This window comes from uncultured Aureimonas sp., assembly GCF_913775355.1.
In the GTDB taxonomy this organism is placed as follows: domain Bacteria; phylum Pseudomonadota; class Alphaproteobacteria; order Rhizobiales; family Rhizobiaceae; genus Aureimonas.
In genome coordinates this window covers 1-21,624 of the sequence record NZ_CAJYIU010000200.1, presented here as the reverse complement: position 1 = coordinate 21,624, position 21,624 = coordinate 1, and the positions used below count along the sequence as shown (strand labels likewise).

The window sequence follows — 21,624 nt, the reverse complement described above, 5'->3', positions numbered from 1 at the left end:
GAGAGGACCAGCCTGCCTTCGGCCCCTTCGAAAACGCCGACGCCCAGCGGCATGGCCTCGACCACGCTTTCCAGCCAGACCTTGCGACGCTGCACCTCGCGCTCGGCAGCGCCCCGCCGCGTTTCCGTTCGACCGACCATACGGGCTGCCCGAATCAGCCCAAAGGCGGTCACGGCATTGAGGACAACAAGGAGGCCGAGGAAGACGTCGTCGACGTCGAAGGGTTCGGTGGCCGGCGGAAAGGCTCGTCTCACCAGGACGTAGATCATCGAGAGGGCTGTCCCGACGAGAAGCGACGCGGCTCCGAGCCGCAACTGGCGCTGGGCAAACCGATGGACCACCTGCTCGATCCTTAAACCCGTGCGCCCGGGTTTGACCCTTTCGTAGCCGGGACGCGATCGCACCATAGCAGGATTCGAGCCCGCAGCGTGTCGGGGTTTCCCTGATCGGGTGCGACGGTTTCTCCCGAACGTCGCCTCGGGAAACGTCCCGACAACGCATGCCGGCCAACCCGGATGGCTCGCCCCGGCCTTCCGGGCGCAGGTTCGCTCCGTCGACGCCACCCGGCGTCCGGCCAACTCGCAACTCAAGACTGGGAGATCAGACCATGAAACGGATCATCATCGCCGCCACCGCCGCTGTCCTCGCCCTCTCCACGGGCTACGCGGGCGCGGTGTCGGTCGGAAGCGGCAACGGGAACGGCAACGGCAACGTCGGGATCGGCAACGGCAACGGCAATACCGGCGCCCTGAACGGCAACTTCAACGGCAACGGGAACTACGGCCTCGGGAACGGCAACCTCAACGGCAACGCCAACCACGGCATCGGCAACGGCAACGCCAACGGCAACTCGAACTACGGCGGGTTCAACGGCAACGCCAACGGTAACGGGAACGTCGGGTTCGGGAACGGCAACCTGAACGGCAACGGCAACTGGGGCGGCCTGAACGGCAACGGGAACGGCAACCTCAACGGCGGTGCCTTCAACGGCAACGGCAACGGCAACATGAACCGCTGACCGACGGTCTCTAACCCGTGTCGCGGTCCGACAACCCGCGACACGGCCTTCAGCTTCACACCATCGACAGGGAGGTCGTCATGTCGAAAGGGGCATTTACGCTCGCGGTCCTGATGACCGCCTCGCTCGCCGCCGCGCCGACCCATGCGATCAGCATCGGAAGCGGCAACGGCAACGGCAACATCGGTTTCGGGAACGGCAACAACAACGGGAACGCCAACGTCGGGATCGGCAACGGGAACGGCAACGGCAACGGGAACGGCGCCCCGCAAACCAACGGGAACTGGGGCGCCTTCAATTCAGGGACCGGCAACGTCGGCGCCTTCAACGGTGGGACGGGCAACGTCGGTGCCTTCAACGGCAACGGGAACGCCAATTCCACCAGCGGCAACAACAACACGGGTTCCTTCAACGGGAACTTCAACGGGGGCAGCTTTAATGGCAACGGCAACCTCGGCGCCGGGAACGGCAACTTCAACGGCAACGGGAACCACTGACGCGGGTGGCAGGGCCGGTGCGGCAGGACACCGCTCCGGCCTCAGCCATGTGTCCGTCCTTCGTCTCAGCGTGTTCGTCATCGCCTTCGCCCTCGCGACCCTGATCCCGCCTCTTGGGCACGCTGCTTGGGGCGAGGGAAACGGCAATGGAAACGGCAATGTCGGGAACGGCAACGGGAACGGCAATTCCGGCAACAACAACGGCAACGGCAACCGCGGCGACAACAACGGCAACGGGAACGCGGGTTCGGGGCAAGGCAACGGCAATGTCGGTAACGGCTTCGGCAATGGTGGAGGGAGTGGCTCGACGTCCAGCAGCGGAATGTCGAGCGGGAGCGACCGAGGACAGAGCGCCTTCTCCTGGGCGGATCTTCTGAACGACCTGACGATGCGGCCTTGGCATGCGCATGACGGCAGGGTTCGGAAGCCGTAGGCCGCGAACCCTTCGGAGGGCAGGTCGGGCGAATCAGTCCTCGCCTCGCCTTCGCCGGGCCGAAGTGCGTCCGCTTTCGGACTGGCTCACTGACTCCTCGAAGGACTCATTTGGGTCGAAAGGGGTTGGACCGACCGATACTTGGAACGGCACCGTGCCCTAATTGCGAAGCTGGCCTCCGAACCGCAGACGTCAACCGAACCGTCGGACAGCCCAGTCGACGAACGCCCTCAACCTCGCGCTCTGTTGCCTGCTCGGCGGGTAGACGAAGTGAAACGCAAGGGGCGGCCGTTCCCATTCCGCCAGCACGGGTACGAGTTCCCCGGTATCCAGAGAAGGCCGAACGAACCGCTCCAGGTTCTGCGAGATGCCCAGTCCCCGGCGCACGAGCTCGATCTGACCTTCCCCGTCGTTGGTCGAGAAGTTGCGGCAACCGACTTCCGTCCGCTTCCCCGAGCGCTCGAACACGAGTGGCGAGGGGCGCTCCGTCGCCGCTGAGAAGTAGCCGACCACCGCGTGCCCGTGCCTCAGGTCGTCGGGTGTCGCCTTCGATACCGCGTGAAGCACACGGAGCGGGAACGGGTCGTCGCCGGAAACTGGGCGGTCAGCCCACCAGGAAGTGTCCCCTCGCCCATGCTTGGACGTAGGCTTGAAGCTTTGGGAGCCCCTGCGTTTGCGCGACGATGAATTCGGGAAGCGTCTCGACGCGGAGCGCCGGGTAACGCGCGATCGCATCCAGGAGGGAACTGGTCGCCCTCATCGCGGCGAGGTCGCACTGCCCGCCGGACCATAGCCTACGCAGGGATCCCAGTACGACCCTCAGGTGCGAGCGGAAGTCAGCGTTCGGGGTGCCGATATATCTACCCAGCAGGGCCACCCCGTCCCGGTAGGCGGGATCGGGGTCGCGGGCCAGTTCGACGACGGTCTCTGGATCGATTGCTACATGGGCGTGCCGCCGCGCGGCGAGCCCGGCGACGAGCCGTGCATACCGCTGACCGTCGATGTGGCCCCTATTGCGAGCGACCATGAACACGACCTGCAACCAAGCACCCTCGGCCTCGAGTAGGGAATGGCCGATCGCCCGGGATGCGCGGTCCTCGGTCAAGTGCAGCATCCCCTTCTCCCGGGCGACCAACGCCGCGTCCATGATCCCAAATCCCATGGACGAGAGTGCCGAATGGACGTGACGCTCAAGCGACACGGGCGCATGGGCGACGATCGGCTCGCAGTACCGATCGAGCGTTCCAAGGAACTGGTCGAGCGTACGTGCGGCGTTCCGATGTCCCTCTGCGGTTCGTTCCTCGAAGTGGAAGCGCCCGTTCAGGAAGCTGGCGATCCCGCCACCCTTGTGGTCGCCCCCGGCTTCGTCGCGCATGGCCTGCAACTCGTCGATCGTGCTGCGCGGGACAAGAAGGCGCGGGAACAGGGAGCGGAGGATGTCCATGGCATCGAGATCGAGGACGGTCCAGGCACATAGGGTGTCGAGGACGGCGCCGCGTCTGCGCCCCCTTCGGATGGCCCCGAGCGCAAATTGCCGCTCGCCCCCCAACCCTAAGCATGTGTCCACGTCGCGTCCCGTTGCCGCAAGGGTGGCGGCGAAGGAGATCGAATCCCCTGGCGCGCTTGCCCACACTTTCATGGGCAAGCGGCCCGACGCATAGGCCTCGAAGACGCGGTCCCGCTGCTCCCCCCTTTGGCGGATTACCTCCAGCACGGGCTCGATGTTGTCGCCTTGGGCCCGGAAGCGCCAGAACCCTCGATGCTCTGGAAAGCGCGCCTCGAAGTTTTCGGACACATCATGAAAGGCGTGAAGCCGACCGTGCATCACCTTCGTCAAGGTCCAAGTGTCGCCCTGCCCAAACGGAGCGTCCAAGGCGTAGCGATGACCGACCCCGTTTCCGGTCACCGCCCGTGCGAACGGATGGGCTGGAGAGACGACGCCCTCGGCGGGGCGGTCGGTACCGTCCTCGATCAGGTAGGCGCGGACCCCGCCATCGACGTTCGTGCATTCCACCCACGTGTCGACGCCGGCCAGTCGCACGGCCCCGGCGACGCGTTCCAGGCCGGCCGCAAAGGCGAGGCCGACCCATCTCGCGTTGATGTCGGGGTCGTGCCGGTTGGAGCGGAGCGTGCGGTAGCCGAGTTCGAGCGCATCGTCCGGTCGACGGGCGCGCAGCAGCAACTGGGCGAACGTCATGCGGTCGGAGGGTTCGCCCTCGACCATTCCCGGCTCCATGCCCTGGAGGAGGGATGCGATCCTGCTGCCCCGGCCGGACCGCAAGAGGCATTGCGCGACTTTCGTCACCGGATCGACCTCGTTCGGATGACGACCCGCCAGGCTCCGGAAACATCGCTCGGCGGCCTCGACGTCGCCACGGTTGAAATGCATCGCGCCCTCGAGATGCAGGACCGCGTCGGTGTCGCGAAGGTCGCTGGGTAGTTCGTCGAAAGCCTCGGGCCCGCCCTCGAGTGGCGGCTGGACGTAGGCATACGCGCTGGCGAGAAGAAGGCGGCTCTCCGCGTCCGCGCGGTCGCCCAGCCTCCCGCTCAGGAGTTGCACGACCGAGAACAGGTCGCCGCGTCCCTGTGCAAGGCGGGCCAGCATGATCCGATCGGCTTGATGGGTGTCGTCCTTCACCATCGCCATGGCGTCCTCGAACGCCCCCTCTGCCTCGCCGGGAAGGCTGAGAAAGTCGGCAAGGCGCGAGACCATCACCATCGCGCGGACCGACAGCCGGCCGGGACCGCTTCGCATCCTCTCGACGAGCACGATCGCGTCTTTGCCGTCGACCGGCACGACTTTGGTCTTCGCGACCTCGACCAACACGTCGACGACTGGCCTCTCGGCTGCGGGCAGTGTCACGAGATCGGACTCGCCGAGCTGTGACAGGAACACATATTCGCCGAGGCTCGACGCGATCTGTGCCTTCACCAAGAGCTGGTGGCCCGTGTTGCCGAGCTTCGGAAAGACATCCCTTGCCCATTCGACGTCGCTGGTTTCGTGCGCGACGATCGCGGCTTTCAGAAGGAGCGAGGCGTTGTCTGGCGCGATGGCGAGTCCCTCGCGGACGATGCGTGCCGCATTGGTGGTGTCGCCCCAACCAAGGGCTGCCGCGGCGGCGTTATGGCAGAGGGCCAGCGCGTCCTCCGTTTCCCGCTCCTCGGTCGCCGCTTCCTTCTCCCAAAGTCGCGCAAGGTCATGCGCCGCTTTCTGCAACGAAGAGCGCATGCCCTCGGCCAAGGCCCACTCTCCGCGATCGAACGCCTCGATCACGTCGGATAGGTCCGCCTCCGCCGCCACGCGGACATACTGGTCGTCGTCCGGATCGCGCTGCCGGGCCTCGCGGGCCAACCCGCGCCACGTTACCCCGTCGCCCCGAGCGCGATGGTGGGCGAGCATGTGGCGCCGAACGATATCGGAATCCCTGAGCGGCTCGGGGATTCGTGTGACCGGATCGGCCTCCCCTGCCATCGATGCGGCCTGAACGACATAGGCGGCAACGGTTTCGTCGGATGGGTCCTTCGCGAGGCAGTCCGCGCCTAGTTCCACCGCCTCCGGAAAGCGCCGCAGGACAGTCAACGCCAGAATTTTGTTGGCGAGCGCCTTTGGATCCTCCGCCGCGTATTCGGCGGCGGCCATCAGTTCCGCTGCACCCCTGTCCTCGTCGTCAAGGCGGAGGTAGCAGTGACCGATCAAGGTGCGAACGCGGAACCGGATGCGGTCGGAGCAGTCAGCCGGCAACCGCCCCCAAAGCTCCTCCAGGCGCCCCAAAGCCGTAAGGGGCCGGCCGCCGTTGAGCTCCCTGTCGCGGTATCCGTCGATCTCCGCGTCTAGGTGCGCTTCAAGGGCTTGGGCGACCTGCCGCGTAGCATCCAGGGCTGTGTTCGTGGCGACCTGCGCGGAGAGCCTGTCGAACCCCGAAGTTACGAGGACGCCCATCTCCCCGAACCCGGCCACCATGTCGGCACCACTGCGCTCTTGGCCGTCGCGGAGCATGTCTAGCCCCTCGAGCATCCTCGCGCCGAAAGCGCTGTGGGTCGGATCGAAGGCATAGAGCGCATCCACAGAACGTTGGATCTCGCTTTGGAGCGAGTCCCATCCCATCACGCGGACCAGGACCTTCCGCCCGAGCTTTCGTTGCTCCTCGGTGATTTTGAGGGCGACACCCTCGATCGAGCTGTCATCCGGAGCGGTCGTCGTCAGGACGTATTCGGAGAGATTCGGAAGGTACCCAATCGCCCTGTCGAAACCTTTCCGCAGTTCGGCCTCTGTGACCGCCTGCCCCTGCCCCTTGCACTTGCACTGGATACCAACGAGCTTCGCGGGATCCCTGTCCTCGTAGCCGACCATGTCCAGACCGTATTGGTCCTGACCGCCGCGGCCGAACCGCTTCAGTCGCCGGTCACCGAGGATCTCCTGCCAGAGCACGGCGGAGGCACGTTCGAACGCCTGCCAATCCGCTGGTGGGTTGATCTTCGTCTGTGCCAAGACCGACATTATCGCGGCCACTCCGTTCCATAGCCCTTGTCACTATCTCGACCGAGAATAGCGCTAGCGCGCGTAGAACAAGGCGTCCGCAAGCGTTCATCATTCGTTCACAGCAGAGGCGCAGCCAGGAACAACTTTAGCCATAGCCGCAGCACCATCCGTTTGCGAAGGGACATGCGCTCACACGCTTGATGCCCTTTTGAAACGCGGCGGCACGGTCGGCGACAACGCTCTCGATTCCCTTGAGGAAGAAGTGGATCTCTCCGCTCTTGCGGTAACGACGCGGACCGGGACCAGACGCACGCACGACAAGTAAAGCGACTTCCTGATCATGGGCGTCGATGCGTTGGGGCTCGGCACTGACGGCTCGTGACGCGGCACCGCTCACATCTGCACCCAGCAACTCGAAGACTGTTCATCGGCGACAGAATGAGATCGTCATCGGGAACGAAATTGCCGTAGGCGCACGACCTTCGGCGTTGATCCTCACACCTCGTGAAGGGGCAACGCTATGACTGACGGCGACATGGCGTCGTCCATGGCGAGCTACGGAATACAAGCTGACACCAGGGCCATATTTGGTGTCTGCGGCGGGATTCGAACCCACGACCCCAGGATTCATACCACTTCGGCTTTCGCCGCCGCCTTGTGGCGTTCGTGGTCTGGACTGTCCCTTCACCGTAGACCGAAGTCCGTAGGTGCTGCCCTACCAGTCTCTACACCTTCCGGATCGCTCCGGCTTGGCTCGGGATCGGCACCGCGCGAGAGCGAGAAGCGTTCCCCGACTTTGAGCAGATCCGGCGCGCACTTTCGACGCACGCCGCCCAATTACTTTCAGGAATCCTGTGCTCTATCCTGCTGAGCTACGCAGACAATGAACATGACGAAGGCCAGTGCGCCTGCGTACATCCACTTCAAGACCGTACCGCATTGAGTATCTCGACACAAGCGAGCGCAGCCGGAGTGTGACCAGCGTGTTCCGCATACAAGTTGGGTTTGAGGACGGTGCGATCTTCCGGCAAGGACGGGCAGGTAACTTTACCACACTCGAAAGCCAATGGAATCAACGGCTGGTAAGCTGGTCGCCTATGGAACGTGCTCTATCCTGCTGAGCTATGAGACCGACCGCCCTCACTTTATACGATCGCCCCGCGGAGGGCCAGTCTCGGCTCAGGTCCGCGTCGGGTCGGCCTGGAGAAGCAGGACGGCGCGGCCGTCCGCCAGTTCGACGCTGACCTCGGGGCCCGCGGCCTCGTTGCTCTGCGTGAGGATCGAGGCGAACGGAATGTCGGCCTCGTGCAGCGGAAAGCGCGCGCCCTCGATCGTCAGGCCGGAAAGGTCGGAGAACTTCAGGATCGAGAACTGCGCGCCGGGCTCCGTCGCGAAGCTCTGCCGCCGCTCGGTGAGCGGATAGGCCCACTCGTGTCCGTCGAAGAGGACGACCGGCCGCCCGGCGGCGCTTTCCCGCAGCGCCACGACCAGATGAGAGAAGACATGGTCGGTGCGCCCGCCGCAGGCGCCGACGAGCAGCACCGAGCCGGCGCCGCGCGCGAAGTCCTCGGCGATCGCGATCTCGCCGTCGGTCCGGTCCTTGTCGCGCGGCCATTCGTGGCGCGGCACGCCGTCGGGCGCCTCGCCCCGGTGCGAATCGAAATCGCCGACCCAGAGCTCGGGGCGAAGGGCGAGCGGCGCGGCATGCGCGATCCCCGCGTCGGCCGCGATCGTGCGCGTGCCGCGCACCTCGGACAGGAGGCGCGGCGTGACGTGGATCGGTCCGGCGAGTAGGATCGTGAAGCGGCTCATCCGTCCAGCGCATAGCGCATCGCCGACGGGCTGGGGAGAGCGTGGCACGAGCCGCGGCGCCCCCTTGCCCTCGCCTGCCGATCCGGGCAACGTGATCGTCGCTCACACGGGGTGCCCATTTCGGGCTGAGAGGCGCTGCGCCAACCCGCTGAACCTGATCCGGCTCGTACCGGCGGAGGGATGGGGAGCGTCCGCGACGGGACGTCGAGGGGGCGCGCTTCGAACTCCGGCAAGAGGAGTTCCGCCCATGCGCCCCGCCGTTTCCGCCCTTCTCTCCGCGATTGCCTTCGCTTGGCCGTCCGTCGCAGCGGCGCAGGATTCCGCAAGGCCGGTCCTCACGGTCTATACCTACGAGAGCTTCACGCCGGACTGGGGGCCGGGACCGCGCATCAAAAAGGCGTTCGAGGCGCAGTGCGGCTGCGATCTGCGCTTCGTCGGCCTCGAGGACGGCGTCGCCATCCTGAACCGCCTGAAGCTCGAGGGCGAGCGCACCGAGGCCGACATCGCACTCGGGATGACCGCCGAACTCGTGCCCGAACTGAAGGCGACGGGCCTCTTCGCCCCGTCCGGCGTCGACCTTAAGCCGCTGACGATACCCGGCGGCTTCTCCGACGATACGTTCGTGCCCTTCGACTATTCCTATCTCGCCTTCGTCTACGATTCCGAGAGCATCGCCAACCCGCCCGCGAGCCTCGCCGAGTTGGTGGCCGGCGATCCCGACCAGAAGATCGCGATCCAGGACGGGCGCACCTCGACGCCCGGCCTTGGTCTTCTCCTCTGGATGAAGGCGGTCTTCGGCGACCAGGCGGAGGCGAAGTGGGCCGAGCTCTCGCGCCGCGTCCTGACCGTGACGCCTGGCTGGAGCGAGGCCTATGGTCTCTTCACCAAGGGCGAGGTGCCGATCGTCCTTTCCTCCACGACCTCGCCGGCCTACCATCAGATCGAGGAGGGAACGGACCGCTACAAGGCCGCCGCCTTCTCGGAAGGGCACTACCTCCAGGTGGAGCTCGCAGGCATGCTGCGGACCTCGCGGCAGCCCGAGCTCGCACGCCGCTTCCTCACCTTCATGCTGACACCTGAGTTCCAGTCGATCATCCCGACCGGCAACTGGTCGCTGCCCGCCGCCCCGACCGGCGAGGCCCTGCCCGCCGCGTTCGAGACCCTCGTCCAGCCGTCGCGCCCGCTGGCGATTCCGGCCGCCGACGTCGCCGCCCACCGCACCGAGTGGACGGCGGAGTGGCTCCGGGGCCTCGGCCGCTGAGGACGGGCGATCACCCGGGCGCGAGCACCGGGGCAGACGCCCGGCACCGGCGCCGGGCCGGGGTGCTGGCGGCGGCCTTCGTGCTCGGCTTCTGCCTCCTGCCTTTCGCTTTTCTGCCGCTTCTGGCCGGCATCCTGCCGGCCTCGCCCGTCGCTCTTCTCGCCGACCCCTATCTGCGATCGGTCCTCGGCTTCACGCTCCTGCAGGCCGTTCTGTCGACCCTCCTTTCGGTCGCGTTCGGCGTTCCCTTGGCGCTGGCGCTGGACCGTCTTCGCTTCCCCGGTCGCGCGCTGCTCCTGCGCCTGTTCTTCCTTCCGCAGGCGCTGCCCGTCCTCGTCGGCGCGCTCGGACTCATCACCGTCTTCGGCCGCAACGGGATCGTCGCCGACGCCTTCGTGCTCGCCGGACTTCCGCGCCCCTCGATCTACGGCCTCACCGGCATCCTCGTCGCGCACGTCTTCTTCAACATGCCGCTCGTCGCCCGGCTGACCCTCGGAGGCCTGTCGGGCGTGCCCGCGGAAAGCTGGAAGATCGCCGGGCAGCTCTCGCTGTCGCGCTGGGCGACGTTCCGGATCGTCGAATGGCCGGTGATCCGGCGCACGCTCGGTCCCGCCGCCGGTCTCGTGTTCATGCTCTGCGTCACGAGCTTCACGCTCGTCCTCGTGCTCGGCGGCGGGCCCGGCGCGACAACGCTCGAGGTCGCGATCTACCAGTCGCTGCGCTACGACTTCGATCCGGCGCGCGCCCTCACGCTCTCGCTCGTCCAGGTCGGGCTGGTGGCGCTGCTGCTCCTGCCGACGACCGGCTTGACCGGATCGGCGGATGCGGGGTTCGGCCTCGCGCAGGCCAGCCGGCGCTTCGACCGCCCCCCCGCGATCGCGCGGGTCCTCGACATCGCGATCGCGGGGGTGGCGACGGCCTTCCTCCTCGCGCCGCTCCTCGCCATCCTCGCGGCGGGCCTTCAGGCCGATCTCGGACGCATCCTCGCGGACCCCGCGTTTCTGGCCGCGCTCCTGCGTAGCCTCGTCATCGCGTTCAGCGCGGCGCTCCTCGGCCTTGCCCTGTCCGTCTGCCTCGCGCTTGGGGCCAGCGGTGCGGGGCGCGGCGGCGGCCGGTTTCTGGCGCTGTCGGGCAGCCTTGTCCTCGTCGTGCCCCCCATCGTCGTCGGAGCCGGCTGGTTCCTCACCCTTCGCGAGGTCGGCGATGTCGCGCTGTTCGCGCCGGCGGTCGTCGTCATCGGAAACGCCATTCTCGTCGTGCCCTATGCGACACGCATCCTGTCGCCCGAGATCGCGGCCATCGCGCGGCGCCACGGCCGGCTCGCCGACGGGCTCGGCCTCTCCGGCCTCGCCCGATTGCGGCATGTCGAATGGCCCGCGTTGCGCCGTCCGCTGGCGCTCGCCGGCGCCTTCGGCATGGCGGTTTCGCTCGGCGATCTCGGGGTGGTGGCTCTCTTCGGCAATTCCGACCTCGTCACCCTCCCCTATCTCCTGCTCCAGCGCATGGGCAGCTACCGCTCGACCGACGCGGAAGGCATCGGGCTTCTCTTGGCGCTTCTGTGCCTCGGACTGATTCTCCTCGCCGAACGTGGCCTCGGCGGCCGAAAGGCACCTAAATGAACGCCATCGAACTCGACGCCGTCACCTTCGTGCACGAGGCGAGCGAGATGCGGTTCGATCTTCACGTCGCGCGGGGCGAATGGCTGGCCGTCATCGGCCCCTCGGGCGCGGGAAAATCGACCCTTCTCGACATCCTCGCCGGCTTCCTGAAGCCCGATTCCGGCACGGTGCGCTTCGAAGGGCGCGACATGACGGACCGCCCACCGGCCGAGCGCCCGATCAGCATGGTGTTCCAAGACGACAACCTCTTCCCTCACCTGTCGGCCGAGCGGAACGTGGCGCTCGGCATCAGCCCGACATGGCGGCTGCCGGAAGCCGCCCTTGCCCGGGCGCGCGATGCGCTGACCCGTGTCGGGCTCGGCGCCCTCGCCGGGCGGTTGCCCGGCGAATTGTCCGGCGGCGAGCGTCAGCGTGTGGCGCTCGCCCGCGCGTTCCTGCGCGAACGGCCGATCCTCGCGCTGGACGAGCCCTTCGCGGCCCTCGGGCCGGCTCTGCGCGGCGAGATGCTCGACCTCCTCGATCGCCTGCGCACCGAGGCCGCCCGGCCGCCCGCGATCGTCATGGTCACGCATCATCCGAATGATGCCCTCGGACACGCCGACCGCGTGGCGTTTCTGGAGGCGGGACGGATCGTCCTCAGCGGCACGCCGGACGAGATCCTGTCGGGGCGCCATCCCCGCGTTGCCGCCTATCTCGGTGCGACGCGGGGATCCGAACCCTAATTTGGTCCCTTTCCTCGATCATGGGGGCGAAGGTCGGGCGAGGCGTTTCATGGCATCCTGTGACGCGCCGGCCCTTCCACGGCTCGGCCCTGATCGGCTAGACCGGAAGACGATCCGGACGGATCGGCATCTGTGGGGACATTCTGGAATGCGGCAACGGGCGCGGCCAGCGGGAACGGAGCGGGCGGGGAACGGCATGGGCCGGGCCCTGCGCACAGGTTTCGCACTGCCCTTCGCGCTGTGGCTGGCCGGCTGCACCACGCTGACCGGCGGGCTGGAGGACGTGGCAAGCGGCGCGGGCACGGAGTCGAGCCTCGTCGCCCCGGTCAACCGCGCCCCCGTGTCGTTCGAGGCGGTGCAGTCCAACGATCCCCAGTCGCCCATCGGCAAGTCGCAGCATCCGCGTATCCTCGCGGCCTATGGCGGCGCCTATTCCGACCCGAAGCTCGAGCGCATGCTGGCGGGCATCGTCGGCAAGCTGAACGCGGTGTCGAGCGATCCCGGACGCGCCTACTCGATCACCGTCCTCAACTCGCCCAACATCAACGCCTTCGCGCTGCCCGGCGGCTTTCTCTACGTGACGCGCGGTCTTCTCGCGCTCGCCAACGATTCAGCCGAGGTCGCCGCCGTGCTCGCCCACGAGATGGGACACGTGAAGGCCAACCACGGCATCGAGCGCCAGCAGCGCGAGGAAGCGGCCGAGCTTGCGGGCCGCGTGGTGACCGAGGTCCTGGCGACCGACACCACGGCCGCACGCGCGGCGCTTGCGCGCGGACGGCTGAATCTCGCAAGCTTCTCGCGCAACCAGGAGCTTCAGGCCGATGCGATGGGCATCAAGCAGACCGGCGACGCCGGCTACGATTCCTATGCCGCCGCGCGCTTCCTGAAGGCGATGGATTCGTTCTCCTCGTTCCGCAACGCGTTCCAGGCGAGCAATCCGAACCTCGACTTCCTCGCTTCACACCCCGCCGCGCCCCAGCGCGTCGAACTCGCACGCCGCCACGCCAGCGCGTTCGGCCCGCCCGGCACCGGCGTTACCGACCGCGACCGCTACCTCGCCGGCATCGACGGCATGCTGTTCGGCGACACGGCGTCGGAAGGCTACGTGCGCGGGCGCACCTTCTACCATCCCGGCCTCGGCATCACCTTCGGGGTGCCGGACGGGTTCGTGATCGACAACACAGCCGAGGCGGTGCTCGCGACCGGCCCCGGCGACACGGCGATCCGCTTCGACGGCGTGGCCCTGCCGCCCTCGACGACGCTCTCCGACTACATCCAGAGCGGATGGGTCGGCGGCCTCGACGCCTCGACCATCCGGCCGATCCGCATCGGCGACCTCGAAGCCGTCTCGGCGCAGGCGGTCGGCGGGTCCTATGTCTTCAACGTCACGGTCATCCGCGTCGGCAGTCAGGTCTACCGGTTCCTGACGGCGCTCCCGGCCGACGCCGCCGCGCGCCTTCCGCAGATCGCCGACAGCGTCGCCGGATCGTTCCGGGTGCTGCGGCCGGACGAGCGCGAGCAGTTGAAACCCTTGCGCGTTCGCATCGTGACTGCGCGTGCGGGCGATACCGAGCGCTCGATCGCCGATCGCATCCAGGGCGTGGACCGCAAGGTCGAGATGTTCCGTCTCCTGAACGACCTCGAAGACGGGTCGGGCGTGCGCACGGGCGAGCGCTACAAGATCATCGCGGAATAGGCCCGAAGGGTGCCTCGGAAACGAAGAAGGCCGCCTCGAGGGCGGCCTTCTTCGTTTCCGATAGTTTCCGATGAGGCTCAGGCGATGAACGCCGCCTCGTCGGGATTGGCCTGGAGGAGCGCCACGCGCAGCTTTTCCATGGCGCGCGTCTCGATCTGGCGAACGCGCTCCTTGGAAATGCCGAGCTTCGAGCCGAGCGCTTCCAGCGTCGCGCCATCGTCCTGCAGACGGCGCTCGCGGATGATCTTGAGTTCGCGCTCGGACAGGACGCCGAGGGCCGAACGCAGCCAGATCACCCGGCGCTCGTCGTCGATCGAGGCCGAGACCATCTCGTCAGGCAGCGGGTCGTTCGACACCAGGAAATCCTGACGGTCGGCGGAGCCCGATTCGTCCTCCATCAGCGGCGCGTTCAGCGAGCTGTCGGGGCCCGACAGGCGCGAGTCCATCAGCGCCACGTCGCCTTCCGACACTTTCAGCGCCGTCGCGATCTCGCGGTACATCTCGGTGCTGGAGATCTTCTCGGTGCCCTGGTTGAGGCGCGCGCGGAGACGACGCAGGTTGAAGAACAGGGCCTTCTGCGCGGATGACGTACCGCCACGCACGATCGACCAGTTGCGCAGGATATAGTCTTGGATCGAGGCGCGGATCCACCACGTGGCGTAGGTCGAGAAGCGCACCTCGCGCTCCGGCTCGAAGCGGGCAGCGGCCTCCAGAAGACCGACATGCCCCTCCTGGATCAGGTCGTTCATCGCAAGGCCGAAGTGACGGAACTTGGACGCCATCGAAATGACGAGGCGCATGTGCGCCGAGGTGATCTTGTGAAGGGCGGCCTGGTCCTGATGCTCCTTCCAACGCACCGCCAGTTCGTATTCCTCTTCCCGCTGCAGATAGGGGGCGGCCATGGCGGCTTGGATGAGGTGACGACGCGTCGATTGGGATTTCATGGGCCCGGACCTTCCATGTCACGCTGGAAACGCGATGAACTCGGCGCGGCGTGCCCATAGGGACACTGCGCTACTAAGCTGGAAACGGGCGGGATGGCGGAACGTTCCCGACAGGGGAAAGTTTTTTTCGCAAAATAGCGGGGTGCGGCAAAGAGGAAAGGGCCGGCGGAAAAAAGTGAAGAATCGGCGGGAGATAGGTCTCGACCGCTTGATCTTCTCTAGCACTGCCGCAGCGTAAAGAAAAGCCGGCCGCTGGTGTCAGCGGCCGGCCGGAATGTCGCAAAGCGTAGAACCTGAAAGGTCAGGCGGCCTGCTCGGCCTCGACCTCCACGTCGTCCTCGTCCTCGGCGTCGGCATCCGCCTCGTCGACGACCTTGGCGCCGCGCTTCGGGCCCTTGTTCAGGTTCACCTCGATCAGCTGGACCGCCTCGGTCTCGCTGATCTCGTTGACGGCGGCAAGCTCGCGAGCCATGCGGCCGAGCGCGGCCTCATAGAGCTGACGCTCGGAATAGGACTGCTCAGGCTGCGATTCGGCGCGGTAGAGGTCGCGGACCACCTCCGCGATCGAGATCAGGTCGCCGGAGTTGATCTTCGCATCGTATTCCTGCGCGCGGCGGCTCCACATCGTCCGCTTCACGCGGGCGCGACCCTGGACCACCTTGAGGGCGCGCTCGACGAAATCCGTCTCGGACAGCTTGCGCATGCCGACCGCTTCCGCCTTCGCGACCGGCACCTTCAGGCGCATCTTGTCCTTCTCGAAGTCGATGACGAAGAGTTCGAGCTTCATGCCCGCGACCACCTGCTCCTCGATCGCAACGATCTGGCCGACGCCGTGGGCCGGATAGACGATGCTCTCGCCGGTCTTGAAACCCTGACGCTGGGAGGTCTTCTTCTGACTGCTCATACGCTTCATAAACTCCCTGTTGTGCAGAGCGGGGAACATCGCTATGCACGAAACGACCCGAGGGCCGCGGATTGAGCATCCCGGTTCGGTGGCCGGCCGCAGTCCGGAACTTCGGGAAACTCCTTCGCAAGCCCCAACGGCGCCCGAAACGGACGCTCAACTGACGGGACGGGCGGGAGGAAAGCCTTTCAGAAGCACCTGGACGCCGGAACGGGTCTCATGACCCTTCATCCGACGTCCGACTGTTGCACAAATAATACCCTATCAGTCTGGAAATTTCAACCGACTTGCGCATATGGCGCGACCGGCCGCGCAACCCCTGCAACGCAACGGGTTGGGACCGCCTACGACGTCGCGAAGCCACGGCGCGCAACAGGATTTCCCTGTGTGCGCAAGGGCATAAGCGGGGAGATTGTCTAGCTCAGTCGCCCTGGCCGGGCTCTGCGGAGAAGAACTTCTCGAACTTGCCCTCGACCCCGTCCATCGCCTTGGCGTCGGCGGGCGCATCGCGCTTCACGGTAATGTTCGGCCACTTCTCGGCATATTCGGCGTTGATCTTCAGCCAGTTGTCGAGATTGGGCTCGGTATCCGGCTTGATCGCCTCGGCCGGGCATTCCGGTTCGCACACGCCGCAGTCGATGCACTCGTCCGGATGGATGACGAGCATGTTGTCACCCTCGTAGAAGCAGTCCACCGGACACACTTCGACGCAGTCCATGTACTTGCAGCGGATGCAATTGTCGGTGACGACGTAGGTCATGGCGAATTCCCGGAACGGTTGGTCCGCAACGCCGAAACGGACGGATCGTTGCGGATCGGAGAGGCCGCACGACCCGTTCGGGTCGCGAAGCGCTCCAGCGGCGGAGGTACCGTCTCGTCTCGCCGCTTGCAAGAGCGAGCCGTTCCACGGGCGGCCCCGGCGACGGAATGTCCTTCCCCGCCAACGGCCCGTCCGTTAGCCGTCGTCCTGCGCGACGGCAGGCTCGGCGTCGGCCCTCACGGGCGTCAGGTCCTGGAACAGGAGGGCGGCCTCGGGAGCGGGTCCCCGGCGGTCGCCGGGATCGAGGATCTTGAGGATCCGCACGCGATCGTGGATCGAGATCGTCAGCACGTCGCCCGGCCGGACGAGCCGGGCGGCGTGGGAGATCTTCTCTCGGTTGACGCGGACCGCACCGGATACGGCCAGCTTCTGGGCGAGGCTACGCGATTTGACGACACGCGCGAAGAACAGCCACTTGTCGATGCGCTGCTCGCCTGCCGCCATGCCTGCCCGCCCCTACTTGCCCAGCTTGTCTTTCAGCGCGGCGAGCTTGGCGAACGGCGAATCGGGATCGATCGGCTTGTTCGCGCGCTCGGGCCGCCGGGTCTCGGCGACGGGGCGCGACGCCTCGCGCTCCTTGCCGAAGGCGGGACGACCGCCCCGGCCCTGACCGCCGCGATCCTCGCGCCGATCCTCGCCCTGACCGTCGCGCCGACCCTGACCCGGCTTGCCGCCGTCGCGGCGCGGGAAGCGGCGCTCGCCGCCCTCCCCGTCCTCGCGCCGGCCACCTCCGCCGCGCACCGGACGACCGGGCGCGCGCTCGCCGCCGGCCTCGGCCGGAGTGGCGTCACCGCTGCGGGCGTTCGGGCCGCGTCCCTGCGGCCGGTTGTTGCCGCGTCCCTGCTGCGGCCGGCCTCGGCCTTCGCCGCGCGAGGGCTTCCACAGGAGCACCATCTTGACCGGCTCGGCCTCGGCGGCCTCCGCCGCGGGCGCATCGGCACCCGACGCATCGGGCACGGGCGTCTCGGCGGCCGCGGCCTCGACGGCGGGCGCTTCCTCGACATCCGATGCACCGACATCCACCGCGGCCGGCTCGTCGGCGACCTCGACGGTCGGCTGGTCGCCGACTGCGACATCTTCGGCAGCGTCAGCCTCGCTCGGAGCACCATCGGCCTCGCCGGAAGCGCTGTCGTCGGCAGCAACCGCCGCCGTGTCACCAGCCGGCGCCGCATCGGCTGCCGTCTTGGCCGCCTGCGCCTCGTCCTGACGGCGCAGTTCGGCGTCGACCTCTGTCTGCGGCACGGCGTGCGAGCGATAGCCGAGGCCCTTCAGGATCTCGTCCATGTCGTCGGCGGTGGCGCCGAGGATCGACATCATCGCCGGGGTCACGATGAACTCACGCCCGTTGAAGGCGCCGTCCGGCCGCTTGGCGGCACTGGGGGTCCAGGCGAGCGCCGGGCGGATGAGGTCGGCCAGACGCTCCAGGATGTCGACGCGCACGGCGCGGCGCCCGAGCGAGCGGTAGCCGGAGAGCGCGTAGAACACCGGATCGAAGGTCGGGTCGGGCGCGACCGAGGTGCGCCCGGTCGCCAGAAGCTGCGTGACCTCGCCGAAACCCGGCTTGTCGCGTCCGTCCTTGGCGATGCCCCAGAGCAGCGTCATCAGCGCGGCCGGCGCCGGCTTCACGAGTGCCGGCACGAAGATGTGGTAGGCGCCGAAGCGCACGCCGAGGCGGCGGAGCGCCGCGCGGGCGTCTTGGTCGAGTCCGCGGACCTCGTCCGCGATGTCGCGGCGCTGAAGCAGGCCGAAATTCTCGTAGAGGCGATAGGCGATACCCCGCGCCGCGCCGTCGACACCCTCGGCATCGCGAAGGTCGGCGAGCGGCTTGAGGATCGTCGAGACCTGATAGGTCACGAAGCGCTCGGTGCGCTGGACGACCTTGTCGCGTGCCGGGCCGGCGAGCTGCTCGTCGGCCAGAAGAACGACGCGCGGCTTCAAGGGATCGTCGCCCGAGACGAGCGAAGCCACCGGCGCGCCAAGCCAGCGAACCAGGGCGTCCGAGCCGATCGCCAGATCGCCGTTCGGGGCGTTGGCATAGCGTTCGGCGCGCTTGTCGTATTCGCCGCCGAGCGCCTTCTGGGCGGCGGCGCGAACGGCCTTGGCATCCGGGCCGTCGGACTTGGTGTCCGGCGTGAACCTGAACCCCTGCAGCTCCCCGACCTCGTGGCCTTCAACGCGCACGGTGCCGTCGCTGCCGATTTCAGCTTCCATGAATGCGCTCTCTCTCAGCCGCCTCATAAGGACGCTTGTCCTGCGATCTACGAAGCGTTTCGTCAACCGCTCGTGTAGCGCGTCGGACAGACGGTCCTCGATTGCCTTGGTCTTTTCCTGCCAGTGTGTCGGATCGGCCAGCCACCCCGGACGATGGGAGATATATGTCCAGGTGCGGATTTCGGCGATGCGCTGGGACAGGGTGTCGATGTCGCCTTCCGTGAGGTCGGCCCGTCGGACCTGCTCGGCCATGTAGTCCTCGGCCACATGGCCGCGCCGCACGAGGTCGCCGTAGATCGAGGCGATGATCTCGGCGTGCTGGGCCGGCGCGATGCGCCGGTAGTCCGGCAGCTTGCAGGCTTCCCACAGGAGCTCGACGTTGCGCGCGCCGTTCGCCCGCGCCATCACCGCGTCGTCGCGCGACAGGAACTCCAGCGCGCGCTGGTCGACGGCCGGCAGCGAACGCGCAAGCTCCGGGCTCGGCGGAAGCGCGTCGAGGCTCGCCTTCAGGGCGTCGACGGAGGCGAAGTCGAGCTTGCGCGAGCGCCACTGGAGCACCTTCACGGAGGCGAAGTCGTGGGCCTCGATCGCCTCGGCGAGATCCTGGTCGAGCGGATCGACACGGCCGGTCACGCCGAACGTGCCGTCGCGCACGTGGCGCCCCGCGCGCCCCGCGATCTGTCCGTATTCGGACGGGGTCAGCCGGCGGTACTGGAACCCGTCGTATTTCCAGTCCTGGGCGAAGGCGACGTGGTCGACATCGAGGTTTAGCCCCATGCCGATCGCATCGGTCGCCACCAGAAACTCGACCTCGCCGTTCTGGTAGAGCTCGACCTGCGCGTTGCGGGTGCGCGGGCTGAGCGCGCCGAGCACGACCGCCGCCCCGCCGCGCTGGCGGCGGATGAGCTCGGCGATCGCGTAGACCTCCTCGGTCGAGAAGGCGACGATGGCCGAGCGCCGCGGCAGGCGGGTGATCTTCTTCGAGCCGGCATAGAGGAGCTGCGACATGCGCGGCCGGGTCACGCACTGGATGCCCGGCAGGAGGCGCTCCAGCGCGCCGCGCATGGTCGACGAGCCGAGAAGCAGCGTCTCCTCGCGGCCGCGGGCATGGAGGATGCGGTCGGTGAAGACGTGGCCGCGCTCGAGGTCGGCGGCCAGTTGCACCTCGTCGATCGCGACGAAGGCGGCGCCCGGCTCGCGCGGCATCGCCTCGACGGTGCAGACCTGGTAGCGCGCGTTCGGCGGCTTGATCTTCTCTTCGCCGGTGATCAGCGAGACGGCGCCGACGCCGACCCGCTCGACGACGCGCTGGTAGACCTCGCGCGCCAGAAGCCGCAACGGCAGGCCGATGACGCCGGACGAATGGGCGACCATCCGCTCGATCGCCAGAAAGGTCTTGCCGGTGTTGGTGGGTCCGAGAACGGCGGTGACGCCACGCCCGCCCGCTCCGGCTTCGGAGCGGCGCGTCGGCTGGGCGGGGAAGTGGCTGTCCATCATGATCGCACCATAGGTGGGTCGAAATGGACGAAACGCAAACGCCCCCGCCTCGATGATGTCAGCGGACGTCGATCACGTCGCCGGTCCGGGCATCGATGATGACGGTCATGTCGTCGCCCTGGCGGTCGGCGCCTTCGACCCGGTACGTCCGGCGCTGCCGGAACACGTCGTCGATCTCGCGCATGCCCTCCGAGCGCGCGATCCGCGCGGCCTGACGCTCGCTGATGCTTGGCGGTCCGCGGCGCTCGGGCGGGCGGTCGTATCCGTAGTCGGGTCCGCGACGCTCGTTGGGCACGATCTGCAAGCCGTTCGGCCCGAACTCCAGCGTCTGCGACAGGGCGGGCGCGGTGGCCGCCAGAAGTGTGGCGGCGAGGGCAAGCGAAAAACGCAAGGGCTTCGACATGGCGATTCCGTGAGAGAGATGTCCCTAGCCGGCAAAATTGCGGGAACCCGTGGCGGCTTCAAGACCGGCGGCGGATCGCATGAAAAAAAGGCGGGCCGCCGGAGCGACCCGCCTTCTCGGTTCCGTCGGTGTCGATATCAGCGGACGCCGATCACGTCGCCGCTGCGGCGGTCGATGTCGACCTGGATGTCGTCGCCGCGGCGATCGGTGCCGATCACGCGGTAGGCACGGCTGGTGCGACGAACGTCGTCCACCTCGCGCACACCCTCGGCGCGGGCGATGCGCACCGCGTCGCGCTCGCCGATCTCGCGGCCGCGGCGATCGTCGCGACGCATGTCGTCACGGCGCATGTCGTCGCGGTTGGGGTCGACGAGACGAACGCCGTCACGGCCGATCTCGATGCCCTGGGCCATGGCCGGCACGGCGCTGGCGATGGTGGCGGCCGCCAGGACGGCAATGGTCAGATGCTTGCGGATCATCAGAAATCCTCCACGAACAAAGAGGGCGCCATGAGTTCGAAACAATCGTGCGCCCGGTATCGCGGGGGAGAACACGAGAGGGCCCGATCGGTTCCTCCCGTGCTGTCGTCTCGTCGTCGAAGGGTTAGTGGAAGTACTGGCCGCCGTTGATCGTCAGCGTCGATCCGGTGATGAACCCGGCGTCCTCGGCCACGAGGTAGAGGACGCTGCGCGCCACTTCCTCCGGCTCGCCGAGGCGACCGACCGGGATGTGCGGTAGAATGCGCTCGGCCAGCACCTTCTCGTCGATCGCGCGCACCATTTCGGTGCCGATGTAGCCGGGGCAGATCGCGTTGACCGTGATGCCGGCGCGCGCGCCCTCCTGCGCAAGCGCCTTGGTGAAGCCGATGTCGCCGGCCTTGGCGGCCGAGTAGTTCGCCTGCCCCGCCTGCCCCTTCTGGCCGTTGATCGAGGAGATGTTGACGACCCGGCCGAACTTGCGCGACCGCATGCCGTCCCAGACCTGGCGCGTCATGTTGAAGACGCCGGTGAGGTTGGTGCCGATGACCTGGTTCCACTGCTCCGGCGTCATCTTGTGGAACATGGCATCGCGCGTGATGCCGGCATTGTTGACGAGGATGTCGACCGGTCCCAGCGCCGCCTCGACCGCCGCGATGCCCTCGCCGCAGGAGGCGTAGTCCGAGACGTCCCACTTGAAGACGTCGATGCCGGTCTCGGCCTTGAAGGCGTTCGCCGCCTCGTCGTTGCCCGCGTAGTTGGCGGCCACCTTGTATCCCGCGGCCTTCAGCGCCTTGGATACCGCCGCGCCGATGCCGCGCGAGCCGCCTG

General features: G+C 67.4%; 18 protein-coding genes, 1 pseudogene and 1 riboswitch. Of the genes and pseudogenes, 7 read left to right on the top strand and 12 right to left on the bottom strand.

Features of this window, described 5'->3' with window-relative positions; all coding sequences use genetic code 11:
* On the bottom strand, positions 1 to 269 hold a 269-nt coding region (locus tag QZ753_RS12430), incomplete at its 3' end, for a hypothetical protein (RefSeq protein WP_294644121.1).
* A 338-nt stretch (positions 270 to 607) separates the two neighbouring features.
* Between QZ753_RS12430 and QZ753_RS12425 the strand changes: the two genes are divergently transcribed.
* The 3 genes from QZ753_RS12425 (at position 608) to QZ753_RS12415 (ending at position 1,948) form a co-directional block, all read left to right on the top strand.
* Positions 608 to 1,018 (top strand): hypothetical protein, encoded by a 411-nt coding sequence (locus tag QZ753_RS12425; protein ID WP_294644120.1) that lies wholly within the window; start codon positions 608 to 610, stop codon positions 1,016 to 1,018.
* An 80-nt stretch (positions 1,019 to 1,098) separates the two neighbouring features.
* Entirely contained in the window at positions 1,099 to 1,515 is a 417-nt protein-coding gene (locus QZ753_RS12420; RefSeq protein WP_294644119.1) for a hypothetical protein, read from the top strand.
* Between the two features lie 70 nt (positions 1,516 to 1,585).
* The gene (locus QZ753_RS12415) at positions 1,586 to 1,948 is read left to right on the top strand and encodes a hypothetical protein (RefSeq protein WP_294644118.1); all 363 of its coding nucleotides are present in this window, start codon (positions 1,586 to 1,588) and stop codon (positions 1,946 to 1,948) included.
* Between the two features lie 192 nt (positions 1,949 to 2,140).
* Here QZ753_RS12415 and QZ753_RS21040 read toward each other — a convergent pair whose 3' ends face one another.
* From QZ753_RS21040 to QZ753_RS12405, 3 genes are all read right to left on the bottom strand, one after another.
* The gene (locus QZ753_RS21040; RefSeq protein WP_367171511.1) at positions 2,141 to 2,416 is read right to left on the bottom strand and encodes a LysR substrate-binding domain-containing protein; all 276 of its coding nucleotides are present in this window, start codon (positions 2,414 to 2,416) and stop codon (positions 2,141 to 2,143) included.
* 136 nt (positions 2,417 to 2,552) lie between these two features.
* Complete coding sequence (locus tag QZ753_RS12410) at positions 2,553 to 6,446, bottom strand: hypothetical protein (RefSeq protein ID WP_294644117.1); 3,894 nt, start codon at positions 6,444 to 6,446, stop codon at positions 2,553 to 2,555.
* Positions 6,447 to 7,607: 1,161 nt separating this feature from the next.
* Entirely contained in the window at positions 7,608 to 8,240 is a 633-nt protein-coding gene (locus QZ753_RS12405; RefSeq protein WP_294644116.1) for a thiamine diphosphokinase, read from the bottom strand.
* Between the two features lie 97 nt (positions 8,241 to 8,337).
* A riboswitch (TPP riboswitch) is annotated at positions 8,338 to 8,438 on the top strand.
* A 49-nt stretch (positions 8,439 to 8,487) separates the two neighbouring features.
* Between QZ753_RS12405 and thiB the strand changes: the two genes are divergently transcribed.
* The 4 genes from thiB (at position 8,488) to QZ753_RS12385 (ending at position 13,538) form a co-directional block, all read left to right on the top strand.
* Complete coding sequence (gene thiB, locus QZ753_RS12400) at positions 8,488 to 9,501, top strand: thiamine ABC transporter substrate binding subunit (protein ID WP_294644115.1); 1,014 nt, start codon at positions 8,488 to 8,490, stop codon at positions 9,499 to 9,501.
* A complete protein-coding gene (gene thiP, locus QZ753_RS12395; RefSeq protein ID WP_294644114.1) occupies positions 9,477 to 11,120 on the top strand; it encodes a thiamine/thiamine pyrophosphate ABC transporter permease in 1,644 nt (547 codons plus the stop codon). Before thiB ends, thiP begins: the two co-directional genes overlap by 25 nt.
* Positions 11,117 to 11,842 (top strand): ATP-binding cassette domain-containing protein, encoded by a 726-nt coding sequence (locus QZ753_RS12390; protein ID WP_294644113.1) that lies wholly within the window; start codon positions 11,117 to 11,119, stop codon positions 11,840 to 11,842. Before thiP ends, QZ753_RS12390 begins: the two co-directional genes overlap by 4 nt.
* 196 nt (positions 11,843 to 12,038) lie before the next feature.
* Complete coding sequence (locus QZ753_RS12385; RefSeq protein WP_294644112.1) at positions 12,039 to 13,538, top strand: M48 family metalloprotease; 1,500 nt, start codon at positions 12,039 to 12,041, stop codon at positions 13,536 to 13,538.
* 77 nt (positions 13,539 to 13,615) lie between these two features.
* On the opposite strand, the gene QZ753_RS12380 is transcribed toward QZ753_RS12385, so the two are convergent.
* The 8 genes and pseudogenes from QZ753_RS12380 to phbB form a co-directional block, all read right to left on the bottom strand.
* Positions 13,616 to 14,482 carry an RNA polymerase factor sigma-32 gene (locus tag QZ753_RS12380; RefSeq protein WP_055886390.1) on the bottom strand — a complete coding sequence of 289 codons (867 nt, stop codon included), beginning with the start codon at positions 14,480 to 14,482 and terminating at the stop codon, positions 13,616 to 13,618.
* A 301-nt stretch (positions 14,483 to 14,783) separates the two neighbouring features.
* Positions 14,784 to 15,395 (bottom strand): CarD family transcriptional regulator, encoded by a 612-nt coding sequence (locus QZ753_RS12375; RefSeq protein ID WP_175526958.1) that lies wholly within the window; start codon positions 15,393 to 15,395, stop codon positions 14,784 to 14,786.
* Between the two features lie 412 nt (positions 15,396 to 15,807).
* Positions 15,808 to 16,146 carry a ferredoxin FdxA gene (gene fdxA, locus QZ753_RS12370; RefSeq protein ID WP_055886394.1) on the bottom strand — a complete coding sequence of 113 codons (339 nt, stop codon included), beginning with the start codon at positions 16,144 to 16,146 and terminating at the stop codon, positions 15,808 to 15,810.
* Between the two features lie 240 nt (positions 16,147 to 16,386).
* Positions 16,387 to 16,650 (bottom strand): annotated as a pseudogene (locus QZ753_RS12365) (RNA-binding S4 domain-containing protein); the annotation flags it as partial.
* 12 nt (positions 16,651 to 16,662) lie between these two features.
* Positions 16,663 to 19,911 carry a helicase-related protein gene (locus tag QZ753_RS12360; RefSeq protein WP_294644122.1) on the bottom strand — a complete coding sequence of 1,083 codons (3,249 nt, stop codon included), beginning with the start codon at positions 19,909 to 19,911 and terminating at the stop codon, positions 16,663 to 16,665.
* Positions 19,912 to 19,972: 61 nt separating this feature from the next.
* Positions 19,973 to 20,317, bottom strand: coding sequence for a PepSY domain-containing protein (locus tag QZ753_RS12355; protein ID WP_294644110.1), 345 nt, complete (start codon positions 20,315 to 20,317; stop codon positions 19,973 to 19,975).
* A 137-nt stretch (positions 20,318 to 20,454) separates the two neighbouring features.
* On the bottom strand, positions 20,455 to 20,796 hold the full coding sequence (locus QZ753_RS12350) for a PepSY domain-containing protein (protein WP_294644109.1): 342 nt from the start codon (positions 20,794 to 20,796) through the stop codon (positions 20,455 to 20,457).
* A 124-nt stretch (positions 20,797 to 20,920) separates the two neighbouring features.
* A partial coding sequence (gene phbB / locus QZ753_RS12345) for an acetoacetyl-CoA reductase (protein WP_294644108.1) occupies positions 20,921 to 21,624 on the bottom strand: 704 nt, incomplete at its 5' end.